The following is a 14601-nucleotide window of genomic DNA, read 5'->3' on the forward strand; positions in this document are numbered from 1 at the left end:
AGGCGCTAGGCGTCGGCGTCCGGGCTCTGCGCCCGGGTGCCGGGGTCCTGCTCCGGCTCCTGTACGTACCTGAGGACGCCCCACATGCTCTGCTCGTCGGCGTGTGGGGCGTCCTCCTTGCACGCCTCCAGTTCCTTGGCGAGGGCGGGGGTGTCGATGCCGGAGCCGATGAGGACGAGCTGGGTGAGGCGCTCGCCCGGAGCCCAGGGCTCCGGATAGAAGCGCAGGAACCGGCCCACGGCGTGCACGGCGTACCGGTTGCGCGGGTCGGCGGGGCCGAAGTCGACGTACCCCTTGATGCGGTAGAGGCCCTCGGGCCTGCCGTCGAGGAAGTCCATCAACCGCCGGGGGCCGAGGGGCACTTCGGAGGCGAAGTCGAGGGCCTCGTAGGCGGAGTGCAGATGGCCGTCGTGACCGTGGTGGCCGTCGTGGTCGCCCTCTTCCTGCCGGTGGAGGTCGTCGAAGGAGAGCTGCCCGACGCGCTCCTCGGTCGGCCTGCGGTCGAAGAGGAACTCGGGGTCGATCCGCCCGTACGAGGCGGGCACGACGGCGGCGCGGTCGGTGAGCGTGCGGACGAGGCGGATCACACCGTCGAGGTCCGCCGCCCGGTCCGCCTTGTTGACGACGACGAGGTCCGCGAGGGCGAGATGCCGGTCGATCTCGGGATGCTTCCGGCGGGTGGCGTCGAACTCGGCGGCGTCGACCACCTCCACGAGCCCGCCGTAGACGATGCGTGGATTCTCGCTGGCGAGGAGCATCTTCACGAGCTCCTGCGGCTCGGCGAGACCGCTCGCCTCGATGACGATGACGTCGATACGGGCGGCGGGCCGGGTCAGTCGGTCCAGGTAGACGTCCAGCTCGCTCCCGTCCACCGCGCAGCACAGGCACCCGTTCCCGAGGGAGACGGTGGAGTCGCCGAGCGCACCGGCGACCGCCATCGCGTCGATCTCGATCGCCCCGAAGTCATTGACGACGGCACCGATCCGACTGCCTCCGCTGCGATGCAGGAGATGGTTGAGCAGAGTGGTCTTGCCGGACCCTAGAAAGCCGGCGAGGACGAGGACCGGAATCTGCTGGGGGCTCGCCTGACTCAACGCGCGACCTCTCTCACACCAATGCGTGCACCGGCTCGCGGACCGGCGCTCGTTGCGGGGAATGAATGCCGACCCAGGATACGAGCCGGTGGAAAGGCCGCGAAGTGAACGATTGTTAGCGGCGCTCACGGGGCACACGTCTGGCATGGCGCCGAGATGCGCGACCCGCGCTTCCCTCTGTGCGCCGCCTCTCCGCCTCCCCGCCGATCAGAGCCGCTCGGCACTCTGGGAGACGGCAAGCGCACCGCCCACCGCTCGCCGGTCCGCTCCCTGTCGACCCGCACCCGACGACCGGCGGACGGTCGCCTGATTCGGGGGTTGACATGGCCACACGGAACGATCGGATTCGGGAGTTGAGCCCCACCGTCACGGCGGGACTCGCGTTCGGCGCCGGGGTCCTTTTTGCCCTGGCCGCTCAGCAGCGACGGTACGAGCAATTGCGCCTCCGGGTCGTCCAGGTGGAGGAGACCGACCACCGGGAAGCGAGGCTCGCGGAGCAGCAGCGCCTGCAGGCCTATCTGCTGGACAAGGCCTTGGACGACCCCGACCTCGCCGAGGTCCTGAGCACCATCGAAGAGGTAGACCCCAAACGGCGGCGTCAGTATCTCTTCGCCAACGCCATGTACACCAACGCCCTGCTCGCCTACCGCGTCGGCGTCGTCAACTGGGAGGAGCTCCACGGCCATCTTCGAGTGATCTGCCAGAGCTCTGTGTTCCGCGACTACTGGGACGCGACCCACCCACATCGCGCCAGTCTCAAGGACGGATCGACGGAGGCACGAGTCGGCCAAATGGTGGATGTACTGATCCAGGATCTGGACGAAGCGGACACCGAGGAATGGTGGGTGGTGGGTGAACCGCCGGTGGAAGCGAGCCCGGTACCCGAAGGGGAACCTCCCCTCGGGGAGGGCCGGTTGGCCTAGGGGGCGTGCTGAACTCCACTTAGGCTCGGCTACGCTGGTGCCCCGTTTTCAACCGTCGAAACCTAGAAACGGGGCCCCCTTGAGAATCGTGCGCCGCATCGGTGCGTCTCCACGCGAACGAGGCAGCCTGTCCGGTGAAACCTGCCCGGACATCTTCGAACTCAGTGACGGCAACTTTGCCGTCATTGGGACCGAGGCCACAGCGTCGCTCGACGGCGAACTGCCTCCCGATGCCGCCCGCGCCGACTATGAACGCATCGTGGTGATCAGCCGCGAGACGCTCGTACGTGCCAAACGGGACATCCCCGACGACTGAGACAGTCCAGGCCATCGGCAGCATTCTGAGCGGTATCGCAGCTTCGGTCATGGTGGTTCTCGCGATCCGTAACCGCCGCAACGACCCCCCGGATCCCAATGAGTGAAGGGCGAGCGGCACAGCCCCGGCACCAACACGGTGCCGGGTCTTTGTGTGTCAGGCCCCCACCGGTGCCTGCGTCGGCACCGCCACCGGCGGAACCGGCCCCACGTACCGCGCCGCCGGACGAATGATCTTCGGATCCTCCGCCTGCTCCAGGATGTTGGCGCTCCAGCCGACCACGCGGGCCGCCGCGAACGTCGGCGTGAACATCTCGCGCGGGAGGCCGCAGAGCTCCATGACGACGCCCGCGTAGAACTCCACGTTCGTGTGAAGCTCACGGCCGGGCTTGAGCTCCGCGAGGATCGCCTCCACGTGGCGTTCGACTTCGACCGCGAAGTCGACCATGGGGCCGCCGAACCGCTGGGCGATGCCGCGGAGCATGCGAGAACGGGGGTCTTCGGTCCGGTAGACGGGATGACCGAAGCCCATGATGCGATCGCCGGCGAGGACCCGTTCACGGATCCAGGAGTCGATGCGGTCCGGCGTTCCGATCGCGTCGAGGGTGTCCAGCGCGCGGCTCGGGGCGCCACCGTGGAGCGGGCCGGAGAGGGCTCCCACCGCACCGACGAGGCAGGCCGCCACATCCGCCCCCGTCGACGCGATCACCCGGGCGGTGAAGGTTGATGCATTGAATCCGTGATCAATGGTTGAGATCAGGTACTGCTCGATCGCCCGCGCCCGCCCGGGGTCCGGTTCCGAACCCGTGAGCATGTAGAGGTAGTTGGCGGCATACGGCAGGTCGTCACGCGGCTCGACCGGATCCAGGCCCTGCGCGAGCCGGTGGAGCGCCGTGAACAGCGTCGGCACCGCCGCCGACGCCGCGAGTGCGTCCGCACGACGCTGATCGGCGTCGATGTCGTACACAGGGCGGAACCCCCGCGCCGCACCGAGCAGCGACAACGCGGTCCGCATCCCGGCGAGTGCCCCGGATCGCCGGCCGGCCGCGGCGATCGCGGGCAGCGCGGCCCGCACCTCGTCGGGCAGCCGCCGCAGTTCCGCCGTTCGCGCCACGAAGGCGGACCGCTGTGCCGCGTCCGGCAGTTCACCGTGGACCAGCAGATGCCATACGTCCTCGAACCCGCGGGTCTGCGCGAGTTCGACGGCCGAGTACTGGCGGTAGTGATAGAACCCCTCGATCCCTCTGACATCACCCAGCACGGTGTCGGTGACGACGACGCCCGCGAGTCCTCGCGGTACGCCGACAGAGGCGGTCGCGGCTCGGTTGATCGACATGCTTTCCTCCCTGGACTTGATTCGACTGTCCATGCTTGACTCAATCCCTGTCAATATTGATTGAATCAACATTCACTGCACAGATACGGTGACGCCCATGAGGGATCAAGAACCGTCCCCCGCGCACGAAGGGCGGCGGATGAGCACCAAAGAAGCCGCCGAACTGCTCGGCGTGAAGGCGGAGACCGTGTACGCGTACGTGAGCCGCGGCCAGCTCACCAGCCGACGCAGTCCGGGCGGCCGGAGCAGCACCTTCGACGCCAAGGAGGTGGAAGCCCTCGCCCGTCGCAACAGACGTGAGCCGGCCGAGAGTTCACCGGCTGCGGGCAGGCTCTCCGTGCGCACGCGGATCACCTTGATCGACAAGGACCGCTACTACTTTCGGGGGGTCGACGCCACCGAACTGGCCGCGCGCCACTCCTACGAAGAGGTCGCCGAGTGGCTCTGGACGGGCGTGCTGCACCCCGGCGTCACCTTCACGGCCCCGGAGGCGTCCGTCGCCGTGGCCCGCCGCGCCGTCGACGCACTGCCCGAGCACGCGGGCCCGACCGACCGGCTCCGCGTGGCGGCCATCGCCGCGGCGACCGCGGACCCGCTGCGCTTCGACCTCTCCGAGGAAGCCGTCCTCGGCACGGCCCGCACCCTGATCCCCACGCTCGTCGCCGCCCTGCCGCCCAAGAGGCACGACCATCGTGACGGGGACGGACTGGCACAGCGCCTGTGGGCCCGGCTCAGCGGCCGCGAGGCCGACGAGGCGTCCCTGCGCGCCCTGGACACGGCCCTCGCGCTGCTCGTCGACCACGACCTCGCCGCGTCGACGCTCGCGGTCCGGGTCGCCGCCTCGGCCCGCGCCCACGCGTACGCCGCCGTCTCGGCGGGCCTCGGCGTCCTCGAAGGCCCCCTGCACGGAGCGGCCAGCGGCCTCGCCCACAGGATGCTCCTCGACGTCCTGGACCAGGGCAGTGCGGCCCCGGTGGTCGCGGACGAACTGCGTGCCGGGCGCCGCGTCCCGGGGCTCGGCCATCGGATCTACCCGGGCGAGGATCCACGCGCGCGAGCCCTGTTCGCCCTCCTGGAGGAGGTCCCCGGCGCCGCACCCGCCTTGGCGGCGGCCCAGGACGTCGCGGCCACAGCGGCCCGTCACGTGCCCCTGCACGCCAATATCGACCTTGCCCTCGCCGTCTTCACGGCCGCGTCAGGCATGCACGCCTCCGCGGGCGAGACCATCTTCGCGGTGGCCCGTACGGCCGGCTGGATCGCCCACATTCTGGAGGAGTACGCCGAGGCACCCCTGCGCATGCGCCCGAGCGGGCACTACGTGGGCGCGCGGCCACCTCAGCCACTTCCGGAGCAATAGCACCACGGGGTTCGGAAGTCGCCTGCCGTCAAGTCAGGTTAGGCTCACCTCTGTGAGTACGTGCGCGAAGGTCTCCCGGGACCTGGAGGAGCCCCTCGCGGGGACTGCCGCCACCGCCAGGACGTGGCTGCTGGTGGAGCAGCCCGGCCCCTGGGGCGCCAGAGCGCTGACCTCGAGCCATCTGGACCCCGCGCTCGGCCGCGCCCTGGAAGAGGCCGCCGAAGGCACCGGCGTACGGGTCGCACTGATCCGCCGCCCGGGGCGCCACGCCGACTGCCACACGGTCGCCGCGCGTCAGGTGTACGCGGCCCACACCACCCCGGGAAACGTATGGCTGCACAACGCCACCATCTCGGACCCCGAGCAACTGCTCAAAATTGACTTCGCCGAACTCGGCAGGGGCCTGCCCCAGACCTTCGACGCGGCTCTCGACGGCCGCCCGCACACCGGCGACCCGCTCGCCCTCGTATGCACCAACGGCAAGCGCGATCGCTGCTGTGCCCTGCTCGGCCGCCCCCTCGCCGCCGAACTCGCCGCCTCCGGAGTGGAGGGCGCATGGGAGGTCACTCATCTGGGGGGCCATCGCTTCTCACCCACCCTCCTCGTCCTGCCGTTCGGGTACGCGTACGGACGCGCCGAGGCCCATGCCGTCAAGGAGATCCTCCAGGGCGTACGGGAAGGGCGTGTCGTGGGCGACGGGTGCCGCGGGAGCTCCGCCTGGGAGCGTCCCGGGCAGGCCGCCGAGCTTGCGGTGCGCACGGCGGCGCAGGAGGACACCGCGGGCGCGCTGAGCATCGTCCGTACGGACGGCGCGGGCCCCTGGGAGGTGACGGTCGCCCACACCGACGGCCGCCGCTGGCTCGTCACGGTCGTCCAGGGCGCCGCGCTGCCGCCCCGCCGGGAGAGCTGCGGGTCTGCCCTCGGCTCCCCGGCCCGGATGGATGTGCCGGCGGTGCGCGAGCTGCCCCGCACAGTCCTCGCGGGCCGCGCAGACCACTGACCACACCTTCTAAACGAGATCCACGCCACACCCCCTACGGCACGGCGCGCCCCTCCCCGTACCGTCATAGGCATGAGCCCCACTGCCCCTGCACGACGACTCCGTCTCGGCATGCCGAAACGGATGTTCTCGCAGGTGCTGCTGATGCAGGTGGCGATCGCCGCCGGAGTCGCCGTACTCGCGACCGGACTGTTTCTCGCTCCGCTCAGCGACCAGCTGGACGACCAGGCGATGCGCCGCGCGCTCGCGATCGCGCAGACCACGGCGGCGCAGCCGCGTCTCGCCGAGGAGCTGGCGTCGACGAAGCCCTCGGCCGACGGGCCCGTGCAGGCCACGGCGGAGCGGATCCGCAAGGCCAGCGGGGCCGAGTACGTCGTGGTGATGAACATTTACGGCACGCGCTGGTCGCACACCAACCCGGCAGAGATCGGCGGGCACGTCTCGACCGACCCCGGGCAGGCCCTGGCCGGCCGGGATGTCATGGAGATCGACAGCGGCACGCTGGGCCGCTCGGCGCGCGGCAAGGTGCCGTTGCGGGACGCCGCGGGCGATATCGTCGGCGCGGTCTCGGTCGGCATCGAGTACGACAGTGTGCGGGCCCGGCTCATCCACGCGATCCCAGGGCTCTTCGCGTACGCGGGCGGGGCCATGGCCGTCGGCGCGCTGGCCGCCTATCTGATCTCCAGGCGAGTCCATCGACAGACCCGTGACCTGGCCTTCTCGGACATCGCCGGGCTCCTCTCGGAGCGAGAGGCCATGCTGCACGGCATCAGGGAGGGCGTCGTCGCGCTCGACCGCGCGGGCAGGATCCGGCTCCTCAACGACGAGGCTCAGCGCCTGCTGGGCATCGATGACAACGCCGTCGGGCAGCCTCTCGAAGCAGCGCTCGGAGACGGCCGTACGACCGACGTGCTGGCCGGCACCGTCACCGGAACGGATCTGCTCACCGTCCGCGGCCAGCGTGTCCTGGTCACCAACCGCATGCCCACCGACGACGGCGGCGCCGTCGCCACCCTCCGCGACCGCACCGAACTGGAACAGCTCGGTCGCGAGCTCGACTCCACCCGCGGCCTGATCGACGCCCTGCGCGCCCAGGACCACGAGCACGCCAACCGGATGCACACGCTGCTCGGCCTGCTGGAACTGGAGATGTACGACGACGCCGTCGAGTTCGTCGGGGAGGTGGTCGGCGACCACAGGGCCACCGCGGAACAGGTCACCGAGAAGATCCACGACCCGCTGCTCGCCGCCCTCCTGGTGGGCAAGGCCACCGTCGCGGCGGAGCGCGGCGTGGCCCTGTGGATCTCCGACACGACGCTGTTTCCCGATCGGCTGATCGACCCCCGGGGTCTGGTCACGATCGTCGGGAACCTCGTCGACAACGCGCTCGACGCCGTGGCGGGCACCCTCCACGCGCGCGTGGAGGTCGAGTTGCGCGCCGAGGGGCGCACAGCCGTGCTCAGGGTGCGGGACACCGGACCGGGAATCCCGGCCGAACAGCGGGAGTTGATCTTCACGGACGGGTGGTCCACCAAGAAGCCCCCGGCCCACCGCAAGCGCGGGATCGGTCTCTCCTTGGTGCGCCGGCTCGCCGAGCGGCAGGGGGGCAGCGCGGAGGTCGCGGAGGCGGACGGCGGAGGCGCCGAGTTCACGATCGTGCTCCCGGAGGCCCTGACGGAGCCGGACCTCACGCCGGTCGCCGCGCACGTTCCCGGATCGGGCTCCGGACCCGGCTCTGATTCTGGCCCTGGACCGAAGAAGGCCACCGCCGTCACCACGACCACCAAGGAGGAGTCGCGATGATCGAGGTACTGGTCGTGGACGACGACACGCGGGTCGCTCGGGTCAACGCCGCCTACGTGGAGAAGGTCGCCGGCTTCCACGTTGCGGGCGAGGCGCACTCCGCGGCGGAGGCCCTGCGTCAACTGGAGGCGTTGCCCCAGCTGGACCTGGTGCTGCTTGACCACTACCTGCCGGACGAGACGGGTCTCGCGGTCGTCCAGGAGATGCGCAGACGCGGCCACCAGACCGACGTGATCATGGTGACAGCCGCCCGTGACATCTCCACGGTCCAGGCAGCGATGCGGCAGGGCGCACTCCAGTACCTCGTGAAACCGTTCGCCTTCGCCGGGCTGCGCGCCAAGCTGGAGGCGTACGCCGAGTTGCGCCGCACTCTCGACGGCGGCGGCGAGGCCGAACAGGCCGAGGTCGACAAGATCTTCGGAGCCCTCTCCGCGGGCTCGGAGCCCGATCTGCCCAAAGGGCACTCCCCCACCACCGCGGAGGCCGTACGCCGGGCTCTGGTGACCGCCGAAGGCCCCCTGTCGGCCCAGGAGATCGCGGACCGCACCGGACTCAGCCGACAGACCGCCCAGCGCTATCTGAAGCTCCTGGAGCGCACAGGACGGGCCACCCTGACCCTGAAATACGGTGACGCCGGCCGCCCGGAACACCGTTACGTCTGGGCCACCCGCGCCTGAGGAGACCGCCGGAGTCTTGTGCGTGTGCGGCGTTCTTCTGCTTACAGAAGGGTGTTGTGTTCGTTTTGCTCGCGCTACAACACTGGAGCCGACAGCCCGGGCCCACCGCTCGCCCGGGCTCGGGAAGAGAGGCCCGATGATTGACGTCCTGGTCGTGGACGACGATGTGCGTGTCGCCGAGATCAACGCCAAGTACGTGGAAAGGGTCCCCGGTTTCCGGGTGGCCGCCCGCGCGCACAGCGCCGCCCAGGCCCTGGCCGCGGTGGCCGACGAGCCCGTCGACCTGATGCTGCTCGACCATTACCTGCCTGACCGGACAGGGCTCGAACTCGTCCACCGGATGCGGGAGCTCGGCCACGGCGCCGACGTCATCATGATCACCGCGGCCGGTGACGTGGAGACCGTGCGGGCCGCGATGCGCCTCGGTGCCCTGCACTACCTGGTCAAGCCGTTCACCTTCGCCACGCTGCGCACCCGGCTCGACTCGTACGCCACGCTGCGCCGCACCGTGGAGCGGGTGGGCGGCCAGGGTGTGGCGGGCCAGGAGCAGGTCGACCGCATCTTCGGGGCGCTCCGCACGACACCCGACCCCTCCCCGCCCGACCTCCCCAGCGGCCACTCCGAGCCGACCTCGGACCTGATCTGCGCCGCCCTGCATCAGGCCGACCACCCTCTCTCGGCTCACGAGGTCGCCGCCGAAACCGGCCTCAGCCGCTCCACGGCCCAGCGCTACCTGCGCCACCTGGAACAGGCCGGACAGCTGCGGCTCACCCTCAAGTACGGGGACACCGGGCGCCCCGAGCATCGCTATGCGTGGGTGGCGCCTTGACGGGAGGTGTGGGGGTTGTGCGGGGCGGGGTCGACGCGACGTCCGTCAGACCGCCCCCGCCCCCGTGAGCGCCCGTACTTCGGTCTCCGCGTGCTTGGCCTCGTCCGGCGGTTCCGCCGAGGTGACCGTGCCGAGCCAGCCCGCGAGGAAGCCGAGGGGGATCGACACCAGGCCCGGGTTCTCCAGCGGGAAGCACTGGAAGTCGACACCCGGGAACAGCGACGCGGGGCTCCCCGACATCACGGGCGACAGCGCCACGAGCAGCAGGGCGGGCAGCAGCCCCCCGTACACGGACCACACCGCGCCGCGTGTCGTGAAGTTCCGCCAGAACAGCGAGTACATCAGCACCGGCAGATTCGCCGACGCGGCGACGGCGAAGGCGAGTCCCACCAGGAACGCCACGTTGAGGTCGCGCGCGAGCAGCCCCAGCGCGATGGCGACGATGCCGATACCCACCGCGGCGGTCCGTGCCACGGCCACCTCGCTGCGTGGCTTGCTCCGCCGGCGCCGCAGCGACGCGTACAGGTCGTGGGCCACGGACGCCGAGGAGGCGAGCGTGATGCCGGCGACCACCGCGAGGATGGTGGCGAAGGCGATCGCGGCGACGATCGCGAACAGAACCGTTCCTCCTGTTGACGCCGCGCCGCCGCCCAGATCGAGCGCCAGCAGCGGAACGGCCGTGTTCCCGGACGCGTTCGACCCGCGTACGGCATCGGGGCCGACGATCGCCGCCGCTCCGAAACCCAGAACGATCGTCATCAGGTAGAAACCGCCGATGAGACCGATCGCCCAGACGACCGAGCGGCGCGCGGCCCGCGCGGTCGGCACGGTGTAGAAACGCGACAGGATGTGCGGCAGTCCGGCCGTGCCGAGCACCAGCGCGAGACCCAGGCTGATGAAGTCGAGGCGCGCGGTCCAGTCCCCGCCGTACTTCAGGCCCGGCGCGAGGAACGAACTCCCGTGCCCGCTGCGCTCCGCCGCAGAACGCAGCAACTGGTTGAAGTCCCCGTGAAACCGCACCAGGACGAGCACGGTCAGCGCGATCGCCCCACCCATCAGCAGGACCGCCTTGACGATCTGGATCCACGTGGTGGCCCGCATGCCCCCCATCGACACGTAGACGACCATGAGCGCGCCGACACCGATGACCGTCCAGGCCTGGGCCGCCTCGCTCGTACCTCCCAGCAGCAACGCGACCAGGCTGCCCGCCCCGACCATCTGCGCCACCAGATACAGAACGGACACGGTCACCGAGGAAGTTCCCGCCGCGATCCGCACCGGCCGCTCGCTCATCCGGGCCGCGACGACGTCGGCGAGCGTGAACCGCCCGCAGTTGCGCACCAGTTCGGCGACCAGGAACAGCACCACGAGCCAGGCGACGAGAAAGCCCACCGAGTACAGCAGCCCGTCGTAGCCGAAGAGTGCGATCAGCCCCGAGATGCCGAGGAAGGAGGCGGCGGACATGTAGTCACCCGCGATGGCAAAACCATTCTCCATGGGAGAGAAAAGCCGCCCGCCCGCGTAGAACTCCTCAGCCGAACCATGGCGGTGACGGCTCACCCAGGTCGTGATCCCCAGTGTGACCGCGACGAACACGCTGAACAGCAGCAGCGCCAGCGTCTGATGGTTCCCGGTCACCGCTCACCACCCGTGACGCTCCGCGTCAGCTCCTGGGTGTCCCAGCGCAGATCGAGCGCGGCCCGGTCTCTGCGCAACCGGGCGTGCCGCGCGTATGCCCAGGTGAACAGGAACGTGGTGAGGAACTGCCCGAGCCCCGCGAGCATCGCCACGTTCACGGCACCGGCGACGGGCCGCGCCATGAACCCGGGCGCCGTCGTCGCCGTCACCACATAGGCCACGTACCAGGTGAAGAAGACGGCGACGGCCGGGACCACGAACCTCCGGTACCGGCTGCGCACCTCCTGGAAGGCCGCACTGCGCTGCACCTCCAGATAGACGTCGGCCGCGCGGGCGGTCCGGTCCTCGTGCTCTCCGCGCGCGGGAGGCACGGCGGGAGCGGGCGCGCCCGTACCGTCCAACTCACCCCAGCCGGAGGCGAGCGCGTCGTACCAGGGGTCGTCGAACCGGACGTTTCCGGAGTCGGGACCGTCGTACTTCTCCACCGAACTCTCCTTGTCCGCGGCCCGATTCGGCCGCGTGCCCCAAGGATGGACAGAACGGGAAGATCCCTGACTCTTCTCACTGTGCTCTTCACCCCATCAGGTGACACTCCCCCCGGGTGACCGCACAAGAACCCTCCCGTAGGCGTAACGGACCGCCTGCGCAGGGTCCTTGAGCCGGTAGCAGATCGGAGCCTGAGTGGAACCCGGGAGCTCCCAGCCTCCACCCAGGGGTGGAGGCGCCCTCTTGGACGCCTCCCTCTGCCTCGTCGGACCGCCTACGCGTCGATGCGTGAGCGGTCCAGTGTCGCCGCGGAGCTGGAGATGAACTCCTTGCGCGGGGCGACGTCGTTGCCCATCAGCAGATCGAACACCTGCTCGGACGCCTCCAGGTCGGAGATGTTGATCCGGCGCAGGGTTCGGTGGCGCGGATCCATGGTCGTCTCGGCCAGCTGGTCGGCGTCCATCTCCCCCAGACCCTTGTAGCGCTGGATCGAGTCCTTGTACCGCACGTTCTTGCGCTGGAGCTCCAGCAGGGTCTCCCGCAGCTCACGGTCCGAGTACGTGTAGATGTACTTGTCCTGCCCCTTCTTGGGCTGGCTGAGCTCGATGCGGTGCAGTGGCGGCACCGCCGCGAAAACCCGTCCCGCCTCGACCATCGGCCGCATGTACCGCTGGAACAGCGTCAGCAGCAGGATGCGGATGTGCGCGCCGTCGACATCGGCGTCGACGAGGAGAATGATCTTTCCGTAGCGCGCCGCGTCGATGTCGAAGGTCCGGCCGGATCCGGCTCCTATGACCTGGATGATCGCGCCGCACTCGGCGTTCTTCAGCATGTCCGTCACGGACGCCTTCTGAACGTTGAGGATCTTGCCGCGGATCGGCAGCAACGCCTGGAACTCGGAGTTCCGGGCGAGCTTGGCGGTGCCGAGCGCCGAGTCGCCCTCGACGATGAACAGCTCGCTGCGCTCCACGTCGTCGCTGCGGCAGTCGGCGAGCTTGGCCGGCAGCGAGGAGGACTCCAGAGCCGTCTTCCGGCGCTGCGCGTCCTTGTGCTGGCGGGCGGCGATCCGCGTACGGGCGGCGGACACGGCCTTCTCCAGGACGACGCGGGCCTGGGCGGCCGCATCGCGCTTCGTGGAGGTCAGGAACTCCTTCAGCTCCTTGGAAACCACGTTCGTCACGATGCGGCGGGCCGCCGAGGTGCCGAGCACCTCCTTGGTCTGACCCTCGAACTGCGGCTCGGCCAGGCGCACGGTGACCACCGCCGTGAGACCTTCCAGCGCGTCGTCCTTGACGACGTCGTCCTCGGCGACACGCAGCAGCTTCTTGGTGCGCAGCACCTCGTTGACCGTCTTCGTGATGGCCTGCTCGAAGCCGGCGACGTGCGTGCCCCCCTTGGGCGTCGCGATGATGTTCACGAACGACTTCAGGGTCGTGTCGTAGCCCGTACCCCAGCGCAGCGCGATATCGACGGCGAGTTCACGGGTGACCTCGGTCGGCGTCATCTGCCCGTGGTCGTCGAGGACCGGGACCGTTTCCTTGAAGATGCCCTGGCCGGAGAGGCGGAGCACGTCACAGACCGGCTTGTCCGTGGCCAGGTACTCGCAGAACTCACTGATGCCGCCGTCGAAGCGGAAGGACTCCTCACCCTTGCTGCCGCCCTCGCCGAGTCCGAACTCGTCGCGGACGACGATGGTCAGGCCGGGCACCAGGAAGGCGGTCTGCCGGGCGCGCTGGTGCAGGTCCTCCAGAGAGAGCTTGGCGTCCTTGAGGAAGATCTGGCGGTCGGCCCAGTAGCGCACCCGCGTGCCGGTGCGGGTCTTGGGAATCCTCTTGAGCTTGCGCAGCCCGCTCGACGCGTCGAAGGCGGCGTCGGCACCGTCCGCCTTGAAGGCGCCCGGAGTGCCCCGCCGGAAGCTGACCGCATGGGTGTGCCCCCCACGGTCCACCTCGACGTCCAGGCGGGCCGAGAGCGCGTTCACCACGGAGGCACCCACGCCGTGCAGACCGCCGGAGGCCGCGTACGAGCCGCCGCCGAACTTGCCGCCGGCGTGCAGCTTGGTCATCACGACCTCGATGCCGGAGAGGCCGGTTTTGGGCTCGACGTCGACCGGGATGCCGCGGCCGTTGTCCCGCACTTCGACGGAGCCGTCGTCGTGCAGGGTCACGTCGATGTGGTCGCAGTAGCCTCCGAGGGCCTCGTCCACGGAGTTGTCGATGATTTCCCAGAGGCAGTGCATCAGACCGCGGCTGTCGGTCGACCCGATGTACATGCCCGGGCGCTTCCGCACGGCCTCAAGCCCCTCGAGGACGAGAAGGTGCCGCGCGGTGTAGTTGGAACCGTCCCGGTCTGCTCCTGTCAGCAGCGCTGTGGACGGCACGGACGTCTCGGCGGTCACGCGGTTCGCTCCTCGCTGAATTTCAGATGGGGCCCTTTTGGGTAAGGGGCCGGCTTCGGTCGCCGGTCCGAGGGTACCGAGGCCTGGTAGAGCCGTTGTAACGCCACCCTCGTCCGAAACTCAGACTAGTCCAGAGTCGCATGCGTGTTCGATCCCTCGTTGGAGTGAAGTACATATCACGTTCCCTTCCAGGCATGAACCATTTAGGCTCCGGGCACGTCCTCATGAACAACCGGCAAGCCAGCCGGGAGGACTGAACCTGACAGAGCGCGAACCCGTAAGACACAAAGACACGCAATACGGCTCATTCGCCGCCAACCGGCAGCAGACAGCCGACTCGGAAAGATTTTTTTCGAGGAAGAGCCACGAGCGGGAACGTTTTCGGCCTGGTTGGATGTTGACCCTGGTACGACAGCTCGTCGAGCTAGAGAAGAGGCGACGTGACTACTGTTCTGACCCCCGCGAGCCCGCTGACGGCCGCTGACCGCTGCGACCGTTGCGGCGCCCAGGCATATCTGCGCGTCGTCCTCCTCAGCGGTGGTGAACTGCTCTTCTGTGCCCACCATGGGCGCAAGTTCGAGCCGGAACTCAAGAAGATCGCCGCTGAGATACAGGACGAGACGGAGCGGCTGACTACCGCCCCGGCAAGCGCCAACGACGAAGAGCACTGACACTTCGCGTTCGACGACGAGCCAGCTCCGGCACAGCCCACCGGCCCGGTCGACCGGGCCACGTCTTCGAGTAC

General features: G+C 69.4%; 13 protein-coding genes. 8 read left to right on the forward strand and 5 right to left on the reverse strand.

Going from position 1 to position 14601, the window contains the following annotated elements:
- Nucleotides 1-5 precede the first annotated feature (5 nt).
- Nucleotides 6-1094 (reverse strand): CobW family GTP-binding protein, encoded by a 1089-nt coding sequence (locus tag AB0I18_RS25075; protein ID WP_363107804.1) that lies wholly within the window; start codon nt 1092-1094, stop codon nt 6-8.
- A 323-nt stretch (nt 1095-1417) separates the two neighbouring features.
- On the opposite strand from AB0I18_RS25075, the gene AB0I18_RS25080 reads away from it, so the two are divergent.
- Together AB0I18_RS25080 and AB0I18_RS25085 are read left to right on the forward strand one after the other, a co-directional pair.
- The gene (locus AB0I18_RS25080) at nt 1418-2017 is read left to right on the forward strand and encodes a DUF6082 family protein (RefSeq protein WP_363107805.1); all 600 of its coding nucleotides are present in this window, start codon (nt 1418-1420) and stop codon (nt 2015-2017) included.
- 79 nt (nt 2018-2096) lie between these two features.
- On the forward strand, nt 2097-2333 hold the full coding sequence (locus tag AB0I18_RS25085; protein ID WP_363107806.1) for a hypothetical protein: 237 nt from the start codon (nt 2097-2099) through the stop codon (nt 2331-2333).
- A 156-nt stretch (nt 2334-2489) separates the two neighbouring features.
- Here AB0I18_RS25085 and AB0I18_RS25090 read toward each other — a convergent pair whose 3' ends face one another.
- Nucleotides 2490-3668: a citrate synthase/methylcitrate synthase gene (locus AB0I18_RS25090; RefSeq protein ID WP_363107807.1), complete on the reverse strand. Its 1179-nt coding sequence runs from the start codon at nt 3666-3668 to the stop codon at nt 2490-2492.
- A gap of 97 nt (nt 3669-3765) precedes the next feature.
- Between AB0I18_RS25090 and AB0I18_RS25095 the strand changes: the two genes are divergently transcribed.
- The 5 genes from AB0I18_RS25095 to AB0I18_RS25115 all read left to right on the forward strand — a co-directional run bounded on the left by AB0I18_RS25095 (nt 3766) and on the right by AB0I18_RS25115 (nt 9334).
- Nucleotides 3766-5025 (forward strand): citrate synthase, encoded by a 1260-nt coding sequence (locus AB0I18_RS25095; RefSeq protein WP_363107808.1) that lies wholly within the window; start codon nt 3766-3768, stop codon nt 5023-5025.
- 52 nt (nt 5026-5077) lie between these two features.
- Nucleotides 5078-6025, forward strand: coding sequence for a sucrase ferredoxin (locus AB0I18_RS25100; RefSeq protein ID WP_363107809.1), 948 nt, complete (start codon nt 5078-5080; stop codon nt 6023-6025).
- 72 nt (nt 6026-6097) lie between these two features.
- Nucleotides 6098-7828, forward strand: coding sequence for a sensor histidine kinase (locus tag AB0I18_RS25105; protein WP_363107810.1), 1731 nt, complete (start codon nt 6098-6100; stop codon nt 7826-7828).
- Nucleotides 7825-8505: a response regulator gene (locus AB0I18_RS25110; RefSeq protein WP_363107811.1), complete on the forward strand. Its 681-nt coding sequence runs from the start codon at nt 7825-7827 to the stop codon at nt 8503-8505. The genes AB0I18_RS25105 and AB0I18_RS25110 overlap by 4 nt, the downstream gene beginning before the upstream one ends.
- Before the next feature lie 136 nt (nt 8506-8641).
- Nucleotides 8642-9334, forward strand: a complete 693-nt coding sequence (locus tag AB0I18_RS25115; protein WP_363107812.1) for a response regulator — start codon at nt 8642-8644, stop codon at nt 9332-9334.
- Between the two features lie 45 nt (nt 9335-9379).
- Here the strand turns inward: AB0I18_RS25115 and AB0I18_RS25120 are convergent, their stop codons facing one another.
- From AB0I18_RS25120 to AB0I18_RS25130, 3 genes are all read right to left on the reverse strand, one after another.
- Nucleotides 9380-10972 (reverse strand): cation acetate symporter, encoded by a 1593-nt coding sequence (locus tag AB0I18_RS25120; RefSeq protein ID WP_363107813.1) that lies wholly within the window; start codon nt 10970-10972, stop codon nt 9380-9382.
- A complete protein-coding gene (locus AB0I18_RS25125; protein ID WP_363107814.1) occupies nt 10969-11457 on the reverse strand; it encodes a DUF485 domain-containing protein in 489 nt (162 codons plus the stop codon). The genes AB0I18_RS25120 and AB0I18_RS25125 overlap by 4 nt, the downstream gene beginning before the upstream one ends.
- 275 nt (nt 11458-11732) lie before the next feature.
- Nucleotides 11733-13856, reverse strand: a complete 2124-nt coding sequence (locus AB0I18_RS25130; protein ID WP_363107815.1) for a DNA topoisomerase IV subunit B — start codon at nt 13854-13856, stop codon at nt 11733-11735.
- A gap of 440 nt (nt 13857-14296) precedes the next feature.
- Between AB0I18_RS25130 and AB0I18_RS25135 the strand changes: the two genes are divergently transcribed.
- Complete coding sequence (locus AB0I18_RS25135; protein ID WP_266494798.1) at nt 14297-14527, forward strand: hypothetical protein; 231 nt, start codon at nt 14297-14299, stop codon at nt 14525-14527.
- Nucleotides 14528-14601 lie beyond the last annotated feature (74 nt).

The organism is Streptomyces sp. NPDC050704 (assembly GCF_040654355.1).
Classification (GTDB): domain Bacteria; phylum Actinomycetota; class Actinomycetes; order Streptomycetales; family Streptomycetaceae; genus Streptomyces.

Excerpts from the sequence above, each read along its gene's own strand:
- AB0I18_RS25080 (WP_363107805.1), top strand. The coding sequence starts at position 1,418 with ATGGCCACACGGAACGATCGGATTCGGGAGTTGAGCCCCACCGTCACG.
- AB0I18_RS25090 (WP_363107807.1), bottom strand. The coding sequence starts at position 3,668 with ATGTCGATCAACCGAGCCGCGACCGCCTCTGTCGGCGTACCGCGAGGA.
- AB0I18_RS25095 (WP_363107808.1), top strand. The coding sequence starts at position 3,766 with ATGAGGGATCAAGAACCGTCCCCCGCGCACGAAGGGCGGCGGATGAGC.
- AB0I18_RS25105 (WP_363107810.1), top strand. The coding sequence starts at position 6,098 with ATGAGCCCCACTGCCCCTGCACGACGACTCCGTCTCGGCATGCCGAAA.
- AB0I18_RS25110 (WP_363107811.1), top strand. The coding sequence starts at position 7,825 with ATGATCGAGGTACTGGTCGTGGACGACGACACGCGGGTCGCTCGGGTC.
- AB0I18_RS25115 (WP_363107812.1), top strand. The coding sequence starts at position 8,642 with ATGATTGACGTCCTGGTCGTGGACGACGATGTGCGTGTCGCCGAGATC.